General features: G+C 60.1%; 24 protein-coding genes. 14 read left to right on the top strand and 10 right to left on the bottom strand.

Annotated features, from left to right (window positions below):
• Positions 1-99 precede the first annotated feature (99 nt).
• From FBY04_RS09875 to FBY04_RS09860, 5 genes are all read left to right on the top strand, one after another.
• The gene (locus tag FBY04_RS09875; RefSeq protein ID WP_084320536.1) at positions 100-456 is read left to right on the top strand and encodes a 4a-hydroxytetrahydrobiopterin dehydratase; all 357 of its coding nucleotides are present in this window, start codon (positions 100-102) and stop codon (positions 454-456) included.
• The gene (locus tag FBY04_RS09870; RefSeq protein ID WP_084320535.1) at positions 456-1,649 is read left to right on the top strand and encodes an amino acid aminotransferase; all 1,194 of its coding nucleotides are present in this window, start codon (positions 456-458) and stop codon (positions 1,647-1,649) included. Before FBY04_RS09875 ends, FBY04_RS09870 begins: the two co-directional genes overlap by 1 nt.
• 194 nt (positions 1,650-1,843) lie before the next feature.
• Positions 1,844-1,975 (top strand): hypothetical protein, encoded by a 132-nt coding sequence (locus tag FBY04_RS32655; RefSeq protein WP_017337149.1) that lies wholly within the window; start codon positions 1,844-1,846, stop codon positions 1,973-1,975.
• 77 nt (positions 1,976-2,052) lie between these two features.
• Positions 2,053-2,235, top strand: a complete 183-nt coding sequence (locus tag FBY04_RS09865; RefSeq protein WP_145315108.1) for a hypothetical protein — start codon at positions 2,053-2,055, stop codon at positions 2,233-2,235.
• A gap of 103 nt (positions 2,236-2,338) precedes the next feature.
• Entirely contained in the window at positions 2,339-3,553 is a 1,215-nt protein-coding gene (locus FBY04_RS09860; protein ID WP_084320533.1) for an MFS transporter, read from the top strand.
• Here FBY04_RS09860 and arfB read toward each other — a convergent pair.
• Complete coding sequence (gene arfB / locus FBY04_RS09855) at positions 3,550-3,963, bottom strand: alternative ribosome rescue aminoacyl-tRNA hydrolase ArfB (RefSeq protein WP_003222786.1); 414 nt, start codon at positions 3,961-3,963, stop codon at positions 3,550-3,552. The two genes, FBY04_RS09860 and arfB, sit on opposite strands and share 4 nt — an antisense overlap.
• Before the next feature lie 239 nt (positions 3,964-4,202).
• Positions 4,203-5,624 carry an amino acid permease gene (locus tag FBY04_RS09850; RefSeq protein WP_084320532.1) on the bottom strand — a complete coding sequence of 474 codons (1,422 nt, stop codon included), beginning with the start codon at positions 5,622-5,624 and terminating at the stop codon, positions 4,203-4,205.
• An 896-nt stretch (positions 5,625-6,520) separates the two neighbouring features.
• Here FBY04_RS09850 and FBY04_RS32330 point away from each other — a divergent pair.
• Positions 6,521-6,658 (top strand): hypothetical protein, encoded by a 138-nt coding sequence (locus tag FBY04_RS32330; RefSeq protein WP_017337145.1) that lies wholly within the window; start codon positions 6,521-6,523, stop codon positions 6,656-6,658.
• A 69-nt stretch (positions 6,659-6,727) separates the two neighbouring features.
• Positions 6,728-7,693 carry a leucyl aminopeptidase gene (locus tag FBY04_RS09845; RefSeq protein WP_145315107.1) on the top strand — a complete coding sequence of 322 codons (966 nt, stop codon included), beginning with the start codon at positions 6,728-6,730 and terminating at the stop codon, positions 7,691-7,693.
• 189 nt (positions 7,694-7,882) lie between these two features.
• On the opposite strand, the gene rluB is transcribed toward FBY04_RS09845, so the two are convergent.
• The 6 genes from rluB to FBY04_RS09815 form a co-directional block, all read right to left on the bottom strand.
• Complete coding sequence (gene rluB / locus FBY04_RS09840; RefSeq protein ID WP_145315106.1) at positions 7,883-9,151, bottom strand: 23S rRNA pseudouridine(2605) synthase RluB; 1,269 nt, start codon at positions 9,149-9,151, stop codon at positions 7,883-7,885.
• A gap of 155 nt (positions 9,152-9,306) precedes the next feature.
• The gene (locus FBY04_RS09835; RefSeq protein ID WP_145315105.1) at positions 9,307-9,498 is read right to left on the bottom strand and encodes a DUF1289 domain-containing protein; all 192 of its coding nucleotides are present in this window, start codon (positions 9,496-9,498) and stop codon (positions 9,307-9,309) included.
• 83 nt (positions 9,499-9,581) lie between these two features.
• Positions 9,582-10,556, bottom strand: a complete 975-nt coding sequence (gene scpB / locus FBY04_RS09830) for an SMC-Scp complex subunit ScpB (RefSeq protein WP_084320528.1) — start codon at positions 10,554-10,556, stop codon at positions 9,582-9,584.
• Positions 10,557-10,567: 11 nt separating this feature from the next.
• The gene (locus FBY04_RS09825) at positions 10,568-11,389 is read right to left on the bottom strand and encodes a ScpA family protein (RefSeq protein ID WP_084320527.1); all 822 of its coding nucleotides are present in this window, start codon (positions 11,387-11,389) and stop codon (positions 10,568-10,570) included.
• The gene (locus tag FBY04_RS09820) at positions 11,390-12,019 is read right to left on the bottom strand and encodes an L-threonylcarbamoyladenylate synthase (RefSeq protein ID WP_090473963.1); all 630 of its coding nucleotides are present in this window, start codon (positions 12,017-12,019) and stop codon (positions 11,390-11,392) included.
• Positions 12,020-12,032: 13 nt separating this feature from the next.
• Positions 12,033-12,896 carry a PHP domain-containing protein gene (locus FBY04_RS09815; RefSeq protein WP_084320525.1) on the bottom strand — a complete coding sequence of 288 codons (864 nt, stop codon included), beginning with the start codon at positions 12,894-12,896 and terminating at the stop codon, positions 12,033-12,035.
• Between the two features lie 87 nt (positions 12,897-12,983).
• Between FBY04_RS09815 and FBY04_RS09810 the strand changes: the two genes are divergently transcribed.
• From FBY04_RS09810 to FBY04_RS09785, 6 genes are all read left to right on the top strand, one after another.
• Positions 12,984-13,580 carry a septation protein A gene (locus FBY04_RS09810; protein WP_084320524.1) on the top strand — a complete coding sequence of 199 codons (597 nt, stop codon included), beginning with the start codon at positions 12,984-12,986 and terminating at the stop codon, positions 13,578-13,580.
• A gap of 1 nt (position 13,581) precedes the next feature.
• Positions 13,582-13,881: a YciI family protein gene (locus tag FBY04_RS09805; protein WP_084320523.1), complete on the top strand. Its 300-nt coding sequence runs from the start codon at positions 13,582-13,584 to the stop codon at positions 13,879-13,881.
• Between the two features lie 210 nt (positions 13,882-14,091).
• On the top strand, positions 14,092-14,490 hold the full coding sequence (locus FBY04_RS09800) for a translation initiation factor 2 (protein ID WP_017337136.1): 399 nt from the start codon (positions 14,092-14,094) through the stop codon (positions 14,488-14,490).
• 7 nt (positions 14,491-14,497) lie between these two features.
• Positions 14,498-15,175 carry a response regulator transcription factor gene (locus FBY04_RS09795; protein ID WP_145315104.1) on the top strand — a complete coding sequence of 226 codons (678 nt, stop codon included), beginning with the start codon at positions 14,498-14,500 and terminating at the stop codon, positions 15,173-15,175.
• A gap of 263 nt (positions 15,176-15,438) precedes the next feature.
• A complete protein-coding gene (locus FBY04_RS09790; RefSeq protein WP_084320521.1) occupies positions 15,439-15,885 on the top strand; it encodes a Spy/CpxP family protein refolding chaperone in 447 nt (148 codons plus the stop codon).
• 176 nt (positions 15,886-16,061) lie between these two features.
• Positions 16,062-17,402, top strand: a complete 1,341-nt coding sequence (locus tag FBY04_RS09785) for a cell wall metabolism sensor histidine kinase WalK (protein WP_145315103.1) — start codon at positions 16,062-16,064, stop codon at positions 17,400-17,402.
• 109 nt (positions 17,403-17,511) lie between these two features.
• Here FBY04_RS09785 and FBY04_RS09775 read toward each other — a convergent pair whose 3' ends face one another.
• Positions 17,512-18,078 carry an NAD(P)H nitroreductase gene (locus tag FBY04_RS09775; protein WP_084320519.1) on the bottom strand — a complete coding sequence of 189 codons (567 nt, stop codon included), beginning with the start codon at positions 18,076-18,078 and terminating at the stop codon, positions 17,512-17,514.
• Between the two features lie 122 nt (positions 18,079-18,200).
• Here FBY04_RS09775 and FBY04_RS09770 point away from each other — a divergent pair, with 122 nt between their 5' ends.
• Positions 18,201-19,655, top strand: coding sequence for a TrkH family potassium uptake protein (locus tag FBY04_RS09770; protein WP_145315102.1), 1,455 nt, complete (start codon positions 18,201-18,203; stop codon positions 19,653-19,655).
• Here FBY04_RS09770 and FBY04_RS09765 read toward each other — a convergent pair.
• Positions 19,612-20,673: an AraC family transcriptional regulator gene (locus FBY04_RS09765; protein WP_208603343.1), complete on the bottom strand. Its 1,062-nt coding sequence runs from the start codon at positions 20,671-20,673 to the stop codon at positions 19,612-19,614. The genes FBY04_RS09770 and FBY04_RS09765 overlap by 44 nt on opposite strands.
• Positions 20,674-20,783: the final 110 nt, after the last annotated feature.

Here is a 20,783-nt window from a genome sequence, read left to right as displayed (position 1 = left end):
AGCTTTTAGAATCAAGTGAGCCTGTCAGGAACCGACGCTTTGGTTTAGCGTGGTGACACTGACGGCCGATTTCCAATAATTCGATTTCAGGAACACATCATGTCCACATTGAACCAAGCCCATTGCGAAGCCTGCCGCGCCGACGCCCCTCAGGTCAGCGACGAAGAACTGCCGATCCTGATCAAGCAGATCCCTGACTGGAACATCGAAGTTCGCGACGGCATCATGCAGCTGGAAAAGGTTTTCCTGTTCAAGAACTTCAAGCACGCGCTGGCGTTCACCAACGCGGTCGGGGAAATCTCCGAGGCCGAAGGTCACCACCCGGGCCTGCTGACCGAATGGGGCAAAGTCACCGTGACCTGGTGGAGCCACTCCATCAAGGGCCTGCACCGCAACGATTTCATCATGGCCGCACGCACTGACGAAGTGGCCAAGGACGCCGAGGGCCGCAAATAATGCATTTCGACGCCATAGGTCGAGTACCCGGCGACCCGATTCTCGGCCTGATGGAGGCTTATGCGCAGGACCCGAACCCGCGCAAATTCGACCTTGGCGTGGGCGTCTACAAGGATGCCTTCGGCCTGACGCCGATTCCCCAGGCCGTGAAGCTCGCCGAGCAGCGCCTGGTGGATCGCCAGAACACCAAGACCTACATCGGCGGTCACGGCGAACCGGCGTTCGGCAAAGTCATCAATGAATTGGTGCTCGGCGCCGATTCTGCGCTGATCGCCGAACAACGGGCCGGCGTCACCCAGACGCCGGGCGGTACCGGTGCGTTGCGCTTGAGCGCGGACTTCATCGCCCAGTGCCTGCCGGGGCGCGGCGTGTGGCTGAGCAACCCGACCTGGCCGATTCACGAAACCATTTTCGCCACGGCCGGGGTCAAGGTTAATCATTACCCTTATGTCGGCAGCGATAACCGCCTCGATGTTGAAGCGATGCTGGCGGTGCTCAATGAGGCGCCAAAGGGCGATGTGGTTTTGTTGCACGCCTGCTGCCACAACCCGACCGGGTTCGACCTGTCCCATGACGACTGGCGTCGCGTGCTGGACGTAGTGCGTGATCGTGATCTGGTGCCACTGATCGACTTCGCCTATCAAGGCTTCGGCGATGGACTGGAACAGGATGCGTGGTCGACCCGATTGTTCGCTGATGCGTTGCCGGAAATGCTGATCACCAGTTCCTGCTCGAAGAACTTCGGTCTGTACCGGGACCGCACGGGGGCGCTGATTGTCTGTGCGAAGACGGCTGAGAAGCTGGTGGATGTTCGCAGTCAACTGGCCAACATCGCCCGCAACCTGTGGTCGACGCCGCCGGATCATGGCGCGGCCGTGGTAGCGACGATTCTCGGCGATCCGGAACTGAAAAGCCTCTGGGCCGACGAAGTGGAGGCCATGCGCTTGCGTATCGCGCAACTGCGCAGCGGTCTGGTTGAAGCGCTGGAACCGCATGGCTTGCGTGAGCGTTTTGCGCATATTGGTGTGCAACGCGGGATGTTTTCCTACACCGGCCTGACGCCGGATCAGGTTAAACAGCTGCGTGATCATCACAGCGTCTACATGGTCGGCACCGGTCGGGCGAACGTGGCGGGGATTGATGCGACGCGTCTGGATCTGCTGGCCAATGCAATCGCTGAAGTCTGCAAATAACCCAAAGCGCTGCAAGACCGCTCCCACATTTGTTTAGCGGTCCCCCCTCTTCCAGACCTGTCTAGACAATCCCATCCGTCGCAACAAATGGATATAAAAGTCTATTTGTCATTTCTGCTGCTGTATCCTGCCCAGGCTTTTTAAAAGCGCGGATCTACCAGATCTATCAACAGACTTTGCGAGGAGCGCGAAACATGCACGAGATCCCTAATCTCCCCTTCCCAAGCCTGCACGAAACTGAGCAGACAACCCCGCAGCAAGCCGGTGCCCAACAGCCCGAGCCGAAAGAAGCCACTGAACGCCGCCAGGCCGACAGCGAAGACTGAAACACCTGCAATGCCAGACCGTGTGGAAAGCGCTAACATGCGCTTTCCACACCGCCTGAACCCTTGAGTTGCACACTATGACCGATGACTTCAGTGAGACCCAGGCCAGCGTTCTGATCGGCACCGCCGAGAAAATGATCGATATCTGGAATCGCCTGTCCCCCGAGAAACAAGCCGTGCTGCTTGCCCGATTCGGCAGCGAAGAAAATGCGTTGGCCGCCCTGGTCACCACGCAACTGGTCGCTCCCACCAAGCCCTGACCCCCCCCCATCCGGCAAATAGTTTTACTTTTCCACGCCCGCGGCCTCTCGCGCCGCTATCATAAGCAGCCTATCTATCCTGCTTTCCCGTGGACCTTTACCCATGTCTGAAAACCAGCGCCCCCTGGCGGTCACGCTGCAAGTCGTTTCCATCGTCCTCTTTACCTTTATCGGCTACCTCAATATCGGCATTCCCCTGGCCGTGTTGCCGGGCTACGTCCACAGCGAACTCGGCTTCGGCGCGGTGATCGCGGGGCTGGTGATCAGCGTGCAATACCTGGCCACTCTGCTCAGCCGTCCATACGCCGGGAAAATCATCGATAACAAGGGCAGCAAACTGGCGGTGATGTATGGCCTTGCCGGGTGCGGTTTGAGCGGTGTGTTCATGCTGGTTTCAGCCTGGACCCAGAGCCTGCCGATGTTGAGTCTGATCAGCCTGCTGATCGGTCGTCTGGTGCTTGGCAGCGCGGAAAGCCTGGTGGGTTCCGGTTCGATTGGCTGGGGCATCGGCCGGGTCGGTGCGGCGAACACGGCGAAAGTGATCTCCTGGAACGGCATCGCCAGCTATGGCGCCCTGGCCGTCGGCGCACCGCTGGGTGTGTTTTTGGTGAGCCAGTTAGGTTTGTGGAGCATGGGCGTCAGCATCGTGTTGCTGGCCGTGCTGGGCCTGGCGCTGGCCTGGCCGAAGACCGCTGCGCCTATTGTGGTCGGTGAACGTTTGCCGTTCATGCATGTGCTCGGCCGGGTACTGCCGCATGGTTGCGGTCTGGCGTTGGGCTCCATCGGTTTCGGCACCATCGCGACCTTCATCACGCTGTATTACGCCACGCAACACTGGGACAACGCCGTGCTGTGTCTGAGCCTGTTCGGCGCCAGCTTCATCGGTGCGCGACTGCTGTTCGGCAACCTGATCAACCGTCTCGGCGGTTTCCGCGTGGCGATTGCCTGCCTGTCGGTGGAAACCCTGGGGCTGTTGCTGTTGTGGCTGGCGCCCGATGCCCATTGGGCACTGGCGGGTGCGGCACTGAGTGGCTTTGGATTTTCGCTGGTGTTCCCGGCGTTGGGCGTGGAAGCGGTCAACCTGGTGCCCGCCTCCAGCCGTGGTGCGGCGGTCGGCGCTTATTCGCTGTTCATCGATTTGTCGCTGGGGATTACCGGACCACTGGCCGGTGCGATTGCGGCGGGCTTTGGTTTTGCTTCGATCTTCCTGTTTGCCGCCCTCGCCGCTCTGAGCGGTTTGGCATTGAGTGTTTACTTGTACCGACAGGCGCCCAAGCACCTCAATGAAAAGTATCGTGAAGAACGAAACGCTCGCTAGAAATCCACTTTGCCGCGTCCGGCCTTGATGCTGCCACGCTTGGTCTTGGATTCGAGCCGACGCTTTTTCGAGCCGAGGGTCGGTTTGGTCGGGCGACGTTTCTTTTCGACCTTGGTGGCGCTGAGGATCAACTCGGTCAACCGCTCGAGCGCATCGGCACGATTGGCTTCCTGCGTGCGGTATTGCTGGGCCTTGATGATCAACACGCCGTCGCTGGTGATGCGACTGTCGCGCAGCGCCAGCAGCCGCTCCTTGTAGAACTCGGGCAAGGACGAGGCCGGAATGTCGAAGCGCAGGTGCACGGCGCTGGAGACCTTGTTGACGTTCTGCCCACCGGCGCCCTGGGCGCGAATGGCCGTCAACTCGATCTCGGCATCTGGCAGATGCACGTTGTTGGAAATCACCAGCATGGAAAAACGTCCGGGTTCAGGGTGGTCAGGATACCGCGAATGAGATTCCCGGCACGCCTAAGATCAACTGTGGGAGCGGGCTGGCTCGCGAAAGCGGTGGATCAGCAACATCAACATCGCCTGACAGACCGCTATCGCGAGCCAGCCCGCTCCCACAGGGGTCAGTGCAAGTCCAAAATCTTTTAAACGCTCACAAAAAACCCGGCATATGGCCGGGTTTGTTGTTTCTGCGTTCTGCGTTATTTCACGGCAGAACTTGCAGCCTGCAAGCCGTGCTGCGCACTGCGCTTGTTCTTGATGCCGTAGCAAACCCACATGAACGCAACCCACACCGGAATCGCGTACACCGAAACCTGAATGCCCGGGATCAACAGCATCACGCCGAGGATGAACACCACGAACGCCAGGCAGATGTAGTTCCCGTACGGGTACCACAGGGCTTTGAACAGCGGCGTCTGGCTGGTCTTGTTCATGTGCTGGCGGAACTTGAAGTGCGAATAGCTGATCATCGCCCAGTTGATCACCAGGGTAGCCACCACCAGCGACATCAACAGTTCCAGCGCATTTTGCGGGACCAGGTAGTTCAGCAGCACGGCGATCAACGTCACGGCAGCCGACGCCAGGATCGAACGCACCGGCACGCCGCGCTTGTCGATCTTCGCCAGGGCTTTCGGCGCATCGCCCTGCTCGGCCATGCCCAGCAGCATGCGGCTGTTGCAATAGGTGCCGCTGTTGTACACCGACAGCGCCGCGGTCAGGACCACGAAGTTGAGGATGTGCGCCGCGGTGTTGCTCCCGAGCATCGAGAACACTTGCACGAACGGGCTGCCGCTGTAGGAATCACCGGACGCGTTCAGGGTTGCCAGCAGGCTGTCCCATGGCGTCAGCGACAGCAGAATGACCAGCGCGCCGATGTAGAAAATCAGGATCCGGTAGATCACCTGATTGATCGCTTTCGGGATCACGGTCTTCGGCTTGTCCGCCTCAGCCGCGGTGAAACCGAGCATTTCCAGGCCACCGAAACTGAACATGATGATCGCCATGGCCATCACCAGACCGCTGACACCATTCGGGAAGAAACCGCCGTGGGACCACAGGTTGGTGACCGACGCTTCCGGGCCGCCGTGCCCACTGACCAGCAAGTAGCTGCCCAGGGCAATCATGCCGACGATCGCCACGACCTTGATGATCGCGAACCAGAACTCGGCCTCACCGAAGACTTTGACGTTGGCCAGGTTGATCAGATTGATCAGCACGAAGAAACCGGCTGCCGAGACCCAGGTCGGGATCTCCGGCGCCCAGTAATGGATGTATTTGCCGACCGCGGTCAGCTCAGACATGCCCACTAGAATGTACAGAATCCAGCAGTTCCAGCCCGACAGGAAACCGGCGAAACCACCCCAGTATTTGTGCGCAAAGTGGCTGAAGGAACCGGCGACGGGCTCCTCGACGATCATTTCGCCGAGCTGGCGCATGATCATGAAGGCAATGAAGCCGCAGATGGCGTAGCCGAGGATCATCGACGGGCCAGCGGATTTCAATACACCGGCCGAGCCGAGGAAAAGGCCGGTACCAATCGCGCCACCGAGGGCGATCAGTTGAATATGACGATTCTTCAGGCCGCGTTTCAGCTCGCCTGAATGCGAGGTTTGTCCACTCATGAAAAGGGTCTCACGCAAGGTTTGATGATGTTCAGTAGACGTTGCTGCTCGGTTGCAACTTTAAGCAGCGCCGATCAAACCCCAGCGCAGGCACCAGGAGTTCAGCGTATTTACAACGGTCATGCGTCACCTGTTTGTTTTTATCTGTGACGAAATCGAACCCGACACGCTCGTGACGCGACGGAGTGAACAAGGCGGGTAGCCTTGAGGTTTGCGCAGCTGCGCAGGAGGTCACAGGTAAAACGCGGCGCATTGTACACCGCTAACCCCCTGCTGCCAGACCCGCTGGATCAGCGTGTCGGTTGCCGGGATTGCCTGTGTCCGCCTCGGGGGTCCCGGGCGGCTGCAAAGCGTGAGTCAGACCTTTGCGGGTCATAGACGTGGACGCTGGAAAAACCGTCCCACGGGAAGAGATGGAGATAAGTCACGGCGTACATTGCGCCTCCTTCTTGTTATGCACCTGCACGACAGGCATGGGGCGCATCTCACCCTTCCCGCGCCGCGGAAACAAGCGCGCCAGAGCCTCTGTGCCGGGCTCGATCGACTGGCTGGCGGCAGGTTTTCCTTACACCTCTCCTGCAGACGCGAATCCAAGGGATTCAGCGCGCGATTTCGTAAGCATTTCTTTACACTCCGTAACGAAAATTTGCCAAATCAGAAAGAACTGTAGGACGACTGCAAATTGACGATAGGAAGCTTCCTAAGGAAAAGATCTACTTAGTTTTTTGTTTTCTATTAATAAATCTCTATTTATAAAACAGAGCCGGAAGTTCAATTAAATCTTATTTAATTATTTTTTTGCGTTTCAAAAACCGCTGAACTAGGTTTTCAGCGACTTGCCGAGCCGCATCGACTGGCAAGTTGTTCTTACTCAAAAGTCATCTAGGAGATTCACCATGCAAGCAATGGAAAAAGACTTGGAAACTGAACTGCAACTGGACGATTGGTTTGAAGCACCGACCCATGAAGCCGCCGTTGAAATGATGCAAGCCGACGCGGTTGTTCCGTTCGGCACGGCGATGTGGCCTCTGTAAGTCATCCCGGCAGGCACAGTCCAGCCGGTTGTGCCTGCCACATCTGCTCGGTTTGTCAGGGAGGACTACATGGATAAGCCACGCGCCATTTCGCATTTCCTTTACTACCTCGAACATCACCCGGCCCTTGCCGGCCTCCATTCGGCGAAGGTCTTGCTGGGCCACACCGCTGATTACGCAGCACTGACCGGGGCCATTGCCGAACAGGCATCCGACAGCCAGCCATTCCATTTCAGCGCGATGCGACTGGACCTGGAACCCACGGATTGTCTGGCCCAGGCCATAGCCAACAGTGATCTGTACATTTTCTTCTACGACTCTTCCACCCTGCCGAATCCACGCCCCGACGGCCCGGAATTTGTCCGTGCCCTACAAGGCGTGATGGCCGAAACCTGGAAGAAGTCGCTGCTGTTCAAGGATTACGGCGATTACTTCTACGACACGTTCAGTGTTACCCCGCAACGCATTGCCGGGTTGAACAGCCATTTGATCCAGCGCATGTCCCACGCAACAACATTAAGTTTCAAGGATGATCACGGCTCCTGGTTTGAAACACCGTTGAGCAGTATCAAGAAGTGGACCGACATCAATGGTGTCGGCAACTTTGATCTGGCGCCCGGTGAAATTGCCACCCACAGCGAAGCCATTAATGGTCGGGTGAAGTTCATGGGAACATTCCTCAGCACTATTCCGTTTGCGCGCAAGTACGGCGTATTGGAATCACCGCTGGAGTTGTGGATCGAGAACTCGACCATCAGCAGAATTGCCACTGAAGTGCCGGGGCTGGAACACGATTTCAACAAGTACCTGGACGCCAATCCGTCGAATCGGCGGATCGAGGAACTGGGAATTGGCACCAACGAAGGGGTCAAGGCGTTGTATGCGCGCAACGCGGGATTCGAGGAACGCCATTGCGGGCTCCATCTGGGGTTGGGTGGTGGTGCAAAGGGTAGCCATCATCTGGATCTGATTTTCTCCAGCGGCGTGTTGGCGCTGGATGATGAGCCGGTGTTTGATGGGCGGTTCGTGTTCTAGCCTGACTGCTACTGACGTCATCGCGGGCAAGCCCGCTCCCACAGGTGACCGAGTTCCCCCAGACGAATGCAATCCACTGTGGGAGCGGGCTTGCCCGCGATGACTGGCTAGAAAACCCTATAAAGCTCAAGTCGAACGCAAAAAAAAACGCCAACCCGAGGGATGGCGTTTTTATGTGGCGCTTACCGATTACTCAGGCTTGCGACGACCAAAGCCCGGACGCTGGCCGGAACCGGCTGGTGCACCGCGGCGCTTGCCCGATGGTGCATCCTTGTCGACCAGGACGATGCCCGGGCGTTTCTTCGGCGCCGGTTTGGCCGGTCGCTTGGTGTCGGACGGACGATCCGCCACTGGCGTACCGCGACCTGCTGGAGCACCGCGATCGCTACGACCGCCGCTTGGCGCACCACGACCTTCGCCACGCTCGGTGCGACCGTTGGCCGGACGCGGCGTGCGTGGACCGCGCTCGCCATCGGCACGCGGAGCAACCGGCTTGCGCGACGGACGCTCACCTTCGATCTGCGGCTCACGTGCGGGACGCGGACCGGCTGCCGGGGCACCCGTCGCTGGACGCAGCGTGCGCACGCGTTCGGTCTTGCCGACCGGACGGGACGACTTGCGCTGCATACGCTCGAGCTTGTCTTTGCTCTTGGCGTTCATCTGCGGCATGGCGACCGGAGTCAAGCCAACTTCAGCACTCAGAATGTCGACTTCGTACTGGCTCATTTCGCGCCAGCGGCCCATCGGCAGGTCGGAGTTGAGGAACACCGGACCAAAACGCACGCGCTTCAGGCGACTGACCACCAGGCCCTGGGATTCCCACAGACGACGGACTTCGCGGTTACGACCTTCCATCACCACGCAGTGGTACCAGTGGTTGAAACCTTCGCCGCCTGGCGCCTGCTTGATATCGGTGAACCTCGCCGGGCCGTCTTCGAGGACGACGCCTGCTTTCAAGCGCTCGATCATCTCGTCATCGACTTCACCACGTACACGTACCGCGTATTCACGGTCCATTTCGTAGGACGGGTGCATCAGGCGGTTGGCCAGCTCACCGTCGGTGGTGAACATCAGCAAACCGGTGGTGTTGATGTCCAGGCGACCGATGTTGATCCAGCGGCCTTCTTTCGGGCGCGGCATCTTGTCGAACACGGTCGGACGGCCTTCAGGGTCGTCACGGGTGCAGATTTCACCGTCGGGTTTGTTGTACATGATCACGCGGCGTACCGACTCGGCGGCTTCTTCGCGCTTGATCACCTTGCCATCGATGGTGATGGCGTCATGCAGGTCGACGCGCAGGCCAAGGGTGGCGTCTTTGCCGTTGACCTTGATGCGGCCGTGGCTGATCCAGGCTTCTACGTCACGGCGCGAACCGACGCCGATACGGGCGAGGACTTTCTGCAGTTTTTCGCCTGCTGGGCCGATTTCCTGGTCGTCTTTCTGGTCGTTGATACTCATCTGGGCACCTCCCGGTGTGGTCTGTTCAGGCTGCTCTGAAGTGAGGGTCCTGAAGAGTTGAAAGCTTGTACTCGGGCGAAGGGATCGCCGAAGGGTCGCGAATCATACGCTCATGGGAGCGTTCGCGCATCAGAGACTAGCTGATGAATGGCCATTTACCGGGATTTCCGCCGACCGGTGGCACCGAGTTTGATCAGGCGCAGCGAAGCTTCAGCGAGGACAGTGCGTTTGTCGGCCTTGTCGAGCCTCTTCCAGGACTTGATCTCGCGCTTGCTGCGGCCGCAGCCAAGGCAGATGTCATCGGTGAATTTGCAGACACTGATGCAGGGGTCTTGGGTTGAGCTCATCAAATACTCCAATCCACACAACCCCCTGTAGGAGCCGGCTTGCTGGCGTCTACAGGGGGTCTCAGTGTCCACAGAATGTGCGGTCAGTCTTCGAATTCGCGGCGTTCGGCCTCGATCGCTTCGGCAAGTGCCTTGGCTTCGGCCTCTTCGTCGGTCAATTCAGGCTCGGGGTTGTGTGGCTCCAGAGCGGCGACAGCGGCCAGGAGTTTCTCCCGCGCCTCGGCGACGCCAAGCACATCATCCTCAAGCTCTTCTTCGACTGGGGCTTCTGGCTCGACATGAGGTTCAACTTCGATTTCCGGTTCCGGCAGCTCCAGCACCTCTTCGGACTCCGTCACCGCGCTATCGCGCAGAATGTCATCGAAGTCGGTCTTCAGCCCCTCCTCCATCGTGTCCAGTTCCAGCAACAGCGTATGGAAACTGGTTTCTTCCTTCGGCTCTTCCGGCTCGGCGCTGGCATCCGCCAGTTCTTGCAAGCCGGCCGGCACCGGCGCGTCGTCGAAGTCGAGCACCGGGTCAGGCTCCAGCTCACGCAGCTCGGCGAGCGGCGGCAAATCGTCGAGGTTTTTCAGGTTGAAGTGATCGAGAAACGCCTTGGTCGTCGCAAACATCGCCGGCTTACCCGGCACATCACGGTAACCAACGATGCGAATCCACTCACGCTCAAGCAGTGTCTTGACGATGTGACTGTTCACCGCCACGCCGCGCACATCTTCGATCTCGCCCCGGGTGATCGGCTGGCGATAGGCGATCAGTGCCATGGTTTCGAGCATGGCACGGGAATAACGCTGCGGGCGCTCTTCCCACAAACGTCCTACCCACGGCGAGAACTTTTCGCGGATCTGCAGGCGATACCCAGAGGCGACTTCCTTCAGCTCGAAGGCACGACCGTCGCAGGACTTGGCGAGAATCGTCAGGGCTTTCTTGAAGACTGGCGGCTCGGGGCGCTCGCCCTCTTCGAAGAGTTCGAACAGGCGTTCAAGCGATTGCGGTTTTCCCGAGGCCAACAGAAAGGCTTCAAGCAGTGGCGCCAGCTCGCGGGGTTCAGTCAGGTTCATGATTCAACTCGTTACTCGGCTCTGGCTCGCACGTGGATCGCCGCGAACGGCTCATTCTGCACCAGCTCGACCAAAGATTCCTTGACCAGTTCGAGGATCGCCATAAAGGTCACCACGACACCCAGGCGCCCTTCTTCGGCCGTGAACAGTTCGACGAACGGCACGAAACCGCCGCCCTTGAGCCGTTCCAGCACGTCACTCATACGCTCGCGGGTGGACAGAGCCTCGCGGCTGACCTGGTGACTTTCGAACATATCGCCACGGCGCAGCACCTCGGCCATGGACATCAACAACTCTTCCAGGCTCACGTCCGGCAGCAGCTTGCGCGCCCGCGCTTCCGGGGCATCGAGCTTGGGCACTACCACGTCACGGCCAACGCGGCTCAGGCCATCGATGCCTTCGGCCGCCGCCTTGAAGCGTTCGTATTCCTGCAGGCGGCGGATCAACTCGGCGCGCGGGTCGTCTTCTTCGTCTTCGATGGTTTCGGCGCGGGGCAACAGCATTCGCGACTTGATCTCGGCCAGCATCGCGGCCATCACCAGATACTCGGCGGCCAGTTCCAGGCGCACCGACTGCATCAACTCCACATACCCCATGTACTGGCGGGTGATTTCCGCCACCGGGATGTCGAGGATGTTGATGTTCTGTTTGCGGATCAGGTACAGCAGCAGGTCGAGCGGGCCTTCGAAAGCCTCGAGAAACACTTCGAGCGCATCCGGCGGAATGTACAGGTCCAGCGGCATTTCCAGAACCGCCTGGCCATAGACCATGGCGAAAGGCAGCTCTTGCTGGGCGCCGGCCTGACTGTCGACAACGGGTTCTACTGCAGACATCTATGCCTCGGCCATGAACGGCGTCGGGTCGCCGCAACCAACGCGGATCACTTCCGGCTCGCCGTCGGCGAGGTTGATCACGGTGGACGCCTTGATGCCGCCGAAACCGCCGTCGATGATCAGGTCGACCTGATGCTCGAGCAACTGGCGCATTTCGTACGGATCGGTCAGCGGATCGGTGTCGCCGGGCATGATCAGCGTCACGCTCATCAGCGGCTCGCCGAGTTCTTCCAGCAGCGCCAGGGCTATCGGATGGCTGGGCACGCGCAGGCCGATGGTGCGCTTTTTCGGGTGCAACAACAGCCGCGGGACTTCACGGGTGGCGTTGAGAATGAAGGTGTAAGGCCCCGGCAAGTGAGCTTTAAGCAGGCGGAAGGTACCGGTGTCGATCTTGGCAAACAGCCCCAGTTGCGACAGGTCGCTGCAAATCAGCGCGAAGTTGTGCTTCTCATCCAGTTGACGCAACCGGCGCACACGCTCCACGGCATTCTTGTCGCCGATCTGGCAACCAATGGCGTAGGACGAGTCTGTGGGATAAATCACCACCCCGCCGCTGCGAATGATCTCGACAGCCTGTTTGATCAGGCGCGCTTGCGGGTTTTCCGGATGAATCTGGAAAAATTGACTCACATTCTCTACCTGTTCAGACGGCGGCAATAATTGGGTCATGTTTGAATCGACACCACAGTGGTGGCAGATCCTCCGGGAGCGGGCGGTATTCACCGATCTCGGACCAGCCTCCAGGGCCATGAAAATCACTGCCGGCGCTGACCAGCAGACCGAACTCGCGGGCAAGAATCGCGAGGCTGCCCACCTGCTCGGCGGGCTGATGGCCATTGACCACTTCGATCGCATGGCCGCCTGCTTGAATATAGTCGGCAATCAGGCGGCGACGCTTGCTGCGAGTGAATTCGTAGTGCCAGGGATGCGCCAGGCTCACCCAGGCTTTGGCCGCACGCAGGGTTTCGACGGTTTCTTCCAGGGTCGGCCAGTGTTGCTTGACGTCTCCCAGCTTGCCGGCGCCCAGCCATTTACGGAACGCTTCGGCGCGATCCTTGACGAAACCTTCGCGCACCATCCAGTCGGCGAAGTGCGGACGGGCCGGCGCGTTGCCGCTGTCGCCCAGTTCCTGCTGAATGGCCCGAGCACCTTCCAGCGCGCCCGGCATGCCCTTCAACGCCAACTTGCGGCTTATTTCTTCGGACCGTAACCAGCGGCCATCGTGCAATCTGGCGATGGCATCGACCAACGGCGTTGCGTTTTCATCAAATCCGTAACCCAACACATGGATGGTCGCGCCACCCCAGGTGCAGGATAATTCGACGCCATTGACCAGTTGCATCCCCAGCGCGGTCGCGGCACCGCGGGCCTCGTCGAGACCTTCGAGGGTGTCGTGATCGGTCAAGGCCAGGACTCGCACGCCTTTCTCGAACGCACGCGCCACCAGGACAGCAGGCGCGAGAGCGCCATCGGAGGCAGTGCTATGGCAGTGCAAATCAACATTCACGGGGATGTGTAACCTCAAATCAGCTGGCGCTATCGTGCGCCCATATGTTTGTTATTATGCCGCCACATCCTGCTTCTGGCTGCCACTGTGAAACAATTCATCGATTTCATCCCGCTCCTGCTGTTTTTCATTGTGTTCAAGATCGACCCACGGGTCGTTGACATTGGCGGTCATCAACTGACTGTCGGTGGCATCTACAGCGCCACCGCAATGCTGATCATCAGCTCCCTGGTCGTCTACGGCACGCTTTTCATCAAGCAGCGCAAGCTGGAAAAGAGCCAATGGCTGACCCTCATCGCCTGCCTGGTCTTCGGCAGCCTGACCCTGGCGTTCCACAGCGAGACCTTCCTGAAATGGAAAGCCCCGGTGGTCAACTGGCTGTTTGCGCTGGCGTTCATCGGCAGTCACTTCATCGGTGACCAGCTGCTGATCAAGCGCATCATGGGCCACGCACTGACCCTGCCGGACCTGGTCTGGACGCGCCTGAACATCGCCTGGATCGCCTTCTTCCTGTTTTGCGGTGCCGCCAACCTGTTCGTCGCGTTCACGTTCCAGGAATACTGGGTCGACTTCAAAGTCTTCGGCAGCCTGGGCATGACGCTGCTGTTCCTGGTCGCCCAGGGTATTTATCTGTCCCGTCACCTGCACGACGCCGATACCACCACGCCAAAAACCGAGGACTGACATGCTTTACGCAATCGTTGCCACAGACGTCGCCAACTCCCTGGAAGCCCGCCTGGCCGCGCGGCCTGCACACCTTGAGCGCCTGCAAGTGCTCAAGGGCGAAGGTCGTATCGTACTGGCCGGCCCAAACCCGGCGGTCGACAGCAATGACCCGGGTGCTGCGGGTTTCACCGGCAGCCTGATCGTCGCCGAATTCGATTCCCTGAGCGCCGCCCAGGCCTGGGCCGACGCTGATCCGTACATCGCCGCAGGCGTCTACGCCAACGTTTCGGTCAAGCCGTTCAAGCAAGTCCTGCCTTAGTGCCCGCTCCTCGCCATAGCGGGCTATGACTCGTCGCGGCGCCTTGCCTGACGACAACCGCCACTCGTCAAAAGAAGTACGTATTGACGAAACAGGGCACTTCCCTTCCCACGCGATGAACCTTCTTGGTTCATCGCGCTCTCAATCGCTCATTATTCTCGTTTGCCTGCCGACAACCTGCCCAATAATCGATTGGAATCAGGAGCTCCGATGCGCAAAGGTCCGTTGTGTCTGATGTTGGTCACGTTGTCGATCGTGGCGCCTGCCCACGGTGAAGAAAGCGCAACGCCGCTGTCCTTGAGCGCCGGCAGCCAGATCACCGAGTTGCAGCAGCGCTTGAAGGTGAGCGAACAGCAACGAGAAGAACTGAGCAAACAACTGCAAAATGCCGATGCCGAACGTGAAAGTGCTCAGCTGAGCCGGTTGCGCCAGGAGAACCAGCGTCTGAAGCTGCAACTCAAGGAAGCCCAGGCCAGCAGTCCGCTGCCGCGTTTTCTCACAGACCAGCAGCAATGGTTCGTGATCGGCGCGGGAGTAGCGCTATTGGCCCTGCTCTGCGGTATCTTCGCCAGTGGTGCAAGTCGAAAACGTCGACAATGGCTAAATTGAGTGAGTCATGAGCGAGCTGTTATTAATTGATGATGATCAGGAGCTGTGCGAGCTGCTGATCAGTTGGCTGAGCCAGGAAGGCTTCCAGGTCCGTGCCTGCCACGACGGCCAGAGCGCCCGTCGCGCGTTGGCCGAAACCTCTCCGGCCGCCGTGGTGCTGGACGTGATGCTGCCGGACGGCAGCGGTCTTGAACTGCTCAAGCAATTGCGCAGCGATCACCCGGACTTGCCGGTGCTGATGCTCTCGGCCCGCGGCGAGCCGCTGGACCGCATCCTCGGCCTGGAACTGGGCGCCGACGATTACCTGGCCAAACCGTGCGACCCGCGGGAACTGACCGCCCGCCTGCGCGCTGTCTTGCGCCGCAGTCATCCGACCGCGGTGTCCAGCCAGCTCGAACTGGGCGACCTGTGTTTCAGCCCGGTGCGCGGCGTGGTCAGCATCGACGAACAGGAATTCACCCTCACCGTGTCCGAAAGCCGCTTGCTCGAAGCCTTGCTCAAGCAACCTGGCGAACCGCTGGACAAACAGGAACTGGCGCAAATAGCCCTCGGCCGCAAACTGACCCTGTACGACCGCAGCCTGGACATGCACGTCAGCAACCTGCGCAAAAAGATCGGCCCCCACCCCGACGGCCGTCCGCGCATCGTCGCCCTGCGCAGCCGCGGTTATTACTACAGCCTCTGACCGCGTCGTCAGGATCGCCAGCAAGCCGGCTCCTACAAGACACGACACCGAACCTGTAGGAGGCGGCTTGCTGGCGATAGCGGCCCGAAGGACAGCACAAGGCTCAAATCCTTCACCAGGAGGTTCCTACACCCCCTGTGTTTGTCAGGAAGGTCGAAACTCTTCTTTACCCAAGCTTTACGCTTCGCTGACCGCCGCTGACCTTGATCTCCGTAATCTGAACTCATCCGGAACGTACCGGGAACGAGACAAGGAGATTCACCATGCGCAAGACTCTTATCGCTCTGATGTTCGCTGCCGCCCTGCCGACCGTTGCCATGGCCATGCCTGAAGGTGCCGGCCCGATGGGTCCGATGGACGGCTCGCGCCACGGCGGTCAAATGCACGGCATGCACGGCAAAGGCCCGTACAGCCAACTGGACCTTAGCCGCGAACAGCGCGAGCAGATCCGCAAGATCATGGGCGAGCAGATGCACCAGCGTAAGCAAGTGGTCGACAAGTACCTGGAAAAACTCTCGCCAGCGGACCAGAAAGCCATGAAGGATGAAATGGCCGCCAACCACAAGAAAGCCGAGGCTGATGTACGCGCCCTGCTGAAACCGGATCAACAGAAGCAATTCGACGAGATCCAGAAAAAACAGGCTGAGCGCCGTGCCGAATGGGCCGAGTTCAAGGCCTGGAAAGCGCAACAACCGCAAAAAGCGCAATAATGCGCTGACCCTGGACCCAACGGCTAACCACCGTTGGGTCTGGAAACTGTAGGAGCGAGCTTGCTCGCGAAAAACGTCAACGATAACGCGCACATCAGACAGCACGCGTCGTCCATGCGTTTTTCGCGAGCAAGCTCGCTCCTACATTAGGATCTGTGTTTGTTTGAGGATTTTCTGTGCGCTCATTGTTCTGGCGTATCCTGGCCAGCTTCTGGCTGGCCATCGCTCTGGTTGCGGGGCTTTCCATTCTGCTCGGGCACATGCTCAACCAGGATGCGTGGATTCTCAGCCGCCACCCGGGCCTCAACACCCTCGCCGAACAATGGACGCAAACCTACGAAGCACAAGGCGAAGAAGCCGCCCAGGACATTCTGGAACAGCGCAAACGCCAGTATCACATCGACGTTCAGGTGCTTAACGAGAGCGGTGACCCCGTCGTCCGCGGCACCTTCCCTCGTCGCGCAGCGGCCTTCGAAGCGCGACAGAACAACGATGATCGACGCCTGCCGTGGCGTCGTCTGACCGATGAATACACCAGCGCCAAAACGGGCGACACCTACCTGCTGATCTACCGCATTCCGCACCCGGAACTGGACGCGTGGCACCGCGAAAGCCTGCTCTGGCCCTTGAGTGCGCTGGGTATCTCGCTGGTGGTGCTGACCCTGTTCAGCCTGTTCGTGACCCTGTCCATTACCCGCCCGCTCAGCCGCCTGCGCGGCGCGGTGCATGATCTGGGGCAAACCACGTACCAGCAGAACAGCCTGGTGAAACTGGCCAACCGTCGCGACGAGTTCGGCGTGCTGGCCAACGACTTCAACCGCATGGGCGCACGCCTGCAGAGCCTGATCGGCAGTCAGCGGCAACTGCTGCGCGATGTGTCCCACGAATTGCGTTCGCCTCTCGCCAGGCTGCGCATTGCGCTGGCACTGGCGGAACGGGCCAGCCCCGAAGAGCGGGAAAAACTCTCGCCGCGTCTGACCCGCGAGTGCGACCGGCTCGAAGCGCTGATCAGCGAGATCCTGGTGCTCGCGCGGGTCGATGCCGACAACGCCAGTGCTGAAGACGTCGATCTGAATGCACTGCTCAACACGCTGCAAAAGGATGCGCAGTTGAGTTCGCCAGAGCAGAACGTTCGCCTCGACGCCGAACCGCAATTGAACCTGAAAGGCTGGCCGACGATGATTGAGCGCGCCGTGGATAACCTGCTGCGCAACGCTCAGCGCTTTAACCCGGTGGGTCAGTCGATCGAGATGCAGGCGGTGCGCCAGGGTGAGCGGATTGTGGTCAGCGTCAGGGATCATGGGCCCGGTGTCGACGCCGAGCATTTGAATCAGCTGGGCGAGCCGTTCTATCGAGCGCCGGGGCAAACGGCGGCGGGGCATGGTCTGGGATTGGCGATTGCGCGCCGGGCGGCGGAGCGGCATGGCGGAAGTCTGGTTCTGGCCAATCATCCGGAGGGCGGATTCATCGCCAGCCTTGAATTGCCGTTGGTGCCCGGAATCATCGCCCAACCGTAATCACCTGTGGGAGCGGGCTTGCTCGCGAAGGCGGTGTGTCATACAACGATGGTGTCGGCTGACACACCGCCTTCGCGAGCAAGCCCGCTCCCACATTTGATCCGTGGTGTCAGGCCTTGCCGGGCCAGGCGCTGACGAACTCGGTGAGGTCTGCTTTTTCCGCAACACGCGGCTCTTTCTGCGGCGTTCCCAGGTAAAGAAACGCAATCACCTCTTCCCCCTCCGCCAGACCCAACCCTTTGGCCACATGCGCCGAATAAGCCAGATCACCGGTGCGCCACACCGCACCAATGCCTTGCGCATACGCCGCCAGCAAAATCCCGTGCGCCGCGCAACCAGCCGCCAGCAGTTGCTCGGACTTCGGGTATTTGACGTGATCCTGCAAACGCGCGATCACCACGACCACCAGCGGTGCACGCAGCGGGCCGTTGCGCGCTTTATCCAGCGCGGCTTCGGACACATCGCTGTCCTGCAGTTTCGCAGCTTCGGCCAACAACTCGCCCATCTGCTCACGCGCTGCGCCTTCGACGGTCAGGAAGCGCCAAGGCTGCAAGTGGCCGTGGTCCGGCGCACGCATCGCGGCGGCAAACAGCACTTCGCGCTGCTCGGCGGTGGGGGCCGGGTCGACCAGTCGTGGAACGGAAACACGGTTGAGCAAAGCGTCGAGAGCCTGCATCGGCCACCTCCTGAAAAAAATGTCTGGCTATTCTAGCTGCAAGTGCCACGGGGATGCCGGTTTACATGCCCTGCCCCACGGGTAGAATGGCGCCCTTCCTACTTTCAGCCCGAGCGGACTTCATGGCGTTGCCGACCTTACGTCTCATTGGTTTCATCATCGGCCTCTTCCTGATCACGCTGGCGATCGCCATGGTCGTGCCCATGGCCACCCTGGTGGTTTTCGAGCGCACCGGCGACCTGCCGTCGTTCCTCTGGGCCAGCATGATCACCTTTGTCGCCGGCCTCGCGCTGGTCATTCCCGGTCGTCCCGAGCACGTGCACCTGCGTCCGCGAGACATGTACCTGCTGACCGTCAGCAGCTGGCTGGTGGTGTGCATCTTCGCCGCGCTGCCGTTCCTGCTGACCCAGCACATCAGCTACACCGACTCGTTCTTCGAAAGCATGTCCGGCATCACCGCCACCGGGGCGACGGTGCTCAATCGTCTGGATGACATGTCTCCCGGCATCCTGATGTGGCGCTCGCTGCTGCACTGGATCGGCGGCATCGGCTTCATCGGCATGGCAGTCGCGATTCTGCCATTGCTGCGCATTGGTGGCATGCGGCTGTTTCAGACCGAGTCGTCGGACCGTTCCGAAAAAGTCATGCCCCGTTCGCACATGGTGGCGCGGTTGATCGTCGCGGCCTACGTCGGCATCACCATTATCGGCAGCCTGGCGTTCTGGTGGGCCGGGATGAGCCCGTTCGACGCGATCAACCACGCGATGTCGGCGATTTCCACCGGCGGCTTCTCCACGTCCGACCAATCCCTGGCCAAGTGGACGCAACCGGCGGTGCACTGGGTGGCGATCGTCATCATGATTCTCGGCAGCCTGCCGTTCACCCTGTACGTGGCGACCTTGCGCGGCAACCGTCGGGCCCTGATCAAGGATCAGCAGGTGCAAGGTTTGCTCGGCATGTTGCTGGTGACGTGGCTGGTGCTCGGCACCTGGTATTGGTGGACCACCCAGCTGCATTGGCTGGACGCGTTGCGGCATGTGGCGCTGAACGTGACGTCGGTGGTAACGACCACCGGTTTCGCACTAGGGGACTACAGCCTCTGGGGCAATTTCTCGCTGATGCTGTTCTTTTATCTGGGGTTTGTCGGCGGCTGCTCGGGATCGACCGCGGGCGGAATCAAGATTTTCCGCTTCCAGGTCGCCTATATCCTGCTCAAGGCCAACCTTAACCAGCTGATTCACCCACGCGCGGTGATCAAGCAGAAGTACAACGGCCACCGACTCGACGAAGAAATCGTGCGTTCGATCCTGACATTTTCGTTCTTCTTCGCCATCACCATCTGCGTGATCGCCTTGCTGCTGTCGCTGCTCGGCGTCGACTGGATGACCGCCCTGACCGGCGCGGCCAGTACCGTGTCGGGCGTCGGGCCGGGACTCGGCGAGACCATCGGCCCGGCGGGCAACTTCGCCACACTGCCGGACGCCGCCAAATGGATTCTCTCGTTCGGCATGCTGCTCGGCCGACTGGAGATCATTACGGTGTTTGTTCTGTGTATTCCGGCGTTCTGGCGTCACTGAGCCGATTCGGCGCTTCCATCAGCCGCACCCGGTACTCGCCGGGGGTGGCATCGAACCAGCGTCGGAAGGCGCGGAAGAAATTGCTTGGATCGGCGAACCCCAACAGGTAGGCAATTTCCAGCAGGGTCATGGTGGGCTGCGCGAGGTATTGCTCGGCCAGTTCGCGCCGGGTGTCATCGAGCAATGTCTGAAAACTCGTGCCCTCCTCCTGCAAGCGTCGCTGCAAGGTCCGTTGCGACAAGTGCAGCGTCTGCGCCACGGTATCGCGCTTGGGTTCGCCCTGGGGCAGCAAGCGGCACAACACCTGACGCGCCTTGTGGGTCACGCGGCTCTCGGAAAACCTCGCCAGGTACTCGCCGGCAAACCGGTCATGCAACAACGCCATGGCCTCGTTGGCGGTCGGCAGCGGTGCCTCCATGTCGGCGCGTTCGAAGATCAGCGCGTCATAGGGCGCGTTGAACACCAGCGGCGCATGGAAGGCTTGTTTGTAAGGTTCAAGATCGACGGGCTGTTCGCCCTGCACCAGCACCTTGCGCGGCTGCAAGGTGCGCCCGGTCAGCCAGCCGCACAACGCGAGCGCGCAGGCCAGCGAGGCTTCGGCACTTTGTCGGGTCGGCGGCAGGTGGTCGCCGTGGACCGTCAGAATCAGCGCATACCCCTCATCCAGCAGACGGAAACTCAGGTCGGCGCTTTCGGCGATGATCCGCTGGTAACGCACCAGCCGCTGAAAGCCTTCGGCCAAGGTCTGGCTGGACATCAAGGCATAACCGGCCACATGAAAGGACGCCGGCCGCACCACCTTGCCCATGTTCAGGCCGATCGCCGGGTTGCCGGACAGCTCGACGGCACGCTGCCAGAGTCGTGTCATGGAATCTTGCGGGAAGCGCGCATCCGGATCGTCCAGTGACGCGTAGTCGAGCCCCAGCTGCTTGAACAGAACCCGGCAATCCAGGCCGTCCATCTCCAGTGCTTTGACAATCCCCATCGCCCAGCTTGCAGAAGTCGTTCGTTCGCTCATGGCGTTTACTTAAATGGTGAGCCGCATGCTACGGCCAATTTCCGAAGGATACTAAAGTGGCGCCCATTGTCACTGGCTGATGCCAATGATCACTCTAGACTCAAATAAGC

It is taken from the genome of Pseudomonas sp. SJZ080 (genome assembly GCF_007828295.1).
GTDB lineage: Bacteria > Pseudomonadota > Gammaproteobacteria > Pseudomonadales > Pseudomonadaceae > Aquipseudomonas > Aquipseudomonas migulae_A.
Note: the sequence above shows the minus strand (reverse complement) of the source record. Positions and strands in the feature narration are given on the sequence as shown.

Bases quoted from the DNA above. Each gene is read 5' to 3' on its own strand.
- FBY04_RS09875 (WP_084320536.1), top strand. From the start codon at position 100: ATGTCCACATTGAACCAAGCCCATTGCGAAGCCTGCCGCGCCGACGCC.
- FBY04_RS09870 (WP_084320535.1), top strand. From the start codon at position 456: ATGCATTTCGACGCCATAGGTCGAGTACCCGGCGACCCGATTCTCGGC.
- FBY04_RS32655 (WP_017337149.1), top strand. From the start codon at position 1,844: ATGCACGAGATCCCTAATCTCCCCTTCCCAAGCCTGCACGAAACTGAG.
- FBY04_RS09865 (WP_145315108.1), top strand. From the start codon at position 2,053: ATGACCGATGACTTCAGTGAGACCCAGGCCAGCGTTCTGATCGGCACC.
- FBY04_RS09860 (WP_084320533.1), top strand. From the start codon at position 2,339: ATGTCTGAAAACCAGCGCCCCCTGGCGGTCACGCTGCAAGTCGTTTCC.
- arfB (WP_003222786.1), bottom strand. From the start codon at position 3,963: ATGCTGGTGATTTCCAACAACGTGCATCTGCCAGATGCCGAGATCGAG.
- FBY04_RS09850 (WP_084320532.1), bottom strand. From the start codon at position 5,624: ATGAGTGGACAAACCTCGCATTCAGGCGAGCTGAAACGCGGCCTGAAG.
- FBY04_RS32330 (WP_017337145.1), top strand. From the start codon at position 6,521: ATGCAAGCAATGGAAAAAGACTTGGAAACTGAACTGCAACTGGACGAT.
- FBY04_RS09845 (WP_145315107.1), top strand. From the start codon at position 6,728: ATGGATAAGCCACGCGCCATTTCGCATTTCCTTTACTACCTCGAACAT.
- rluB (WP_145315106.1), bottom strand. From the start codon at position 9,151: ATGAGTATCAACGACCAGAAAGACGACCAGGAAATCGGCCCAGCAGGC.
- FBY04_RS09835 (WP_145315105.1), bottom strand. From the start codon at position 9,498: ATGAGCTCAACCCAAGACCCCTGCATCAGTGTCTGCAAATTCACCGAT.
- scpB (WP_084320528.1), bottom strand. From the start codon at position 10,556: ATGAACCTGACTGAACCCCGCGAGCTGGCGCCACTGCTTGAAGCCTTT.
- FBY04_RS09825 (WP_084320527.1), bottom strand. From the start codon at position 11,389: ATGTCTGCAGTAGAACCCGTTGTCGACAGTCAGGCCGGCGCCCAGCAA.
- FBY04_RS09805 (WP_084320523.1), top strand. From the start codon at position 13,582: ATGCTTTACGCAATCGTTGCCACAGACGTCGCCAACTCCCTGGAAGCC.
- FBY04_RS09800 (WP_017337136.1), top strand. From the start codon at position 14,092: ATGCGCAAAGGTCCGTTGTGTCTGATGTTGGTCACGTTGTCGATCGTG.
- FBY04_RS09795 (WP_145315104.1), top strand. From the start codon at position 14,498: ATGAGCGAGCTGTTATTAATTGATGATGATCAGGAGCTGTGCGAGCTG.
- FBY04_RS09790 (WP_084320521.1), top strand. From the start codon at position 15,439: ATGCGCAAGACTCTTATCGCTCTGATGTTCGCTGCCGCCCTGCCGACC.
- FBY04_RS09775 (WP_084320519.1), bottom strand. From the start codon at position 18,078: ATGCAGGCTCTCGACGCTTTGCTCAACCGTGTTTCCGTTCCACGACTG.
- FBY04_RS09770 (WP_145315102.1), top strand. From the start codon at position 18,201: ATGGCGTTGCCGACCTTACGTCTCATTGGTTTCATCATCGGCCTCTTC.
- FBY04_RS09765 (WP_208603343.1), bottom strand. From the start codon at position 20,673: ATGAGCGAACGAACGACTTCTGCAAGCTGGGCGATGGGGATTGTCAAA.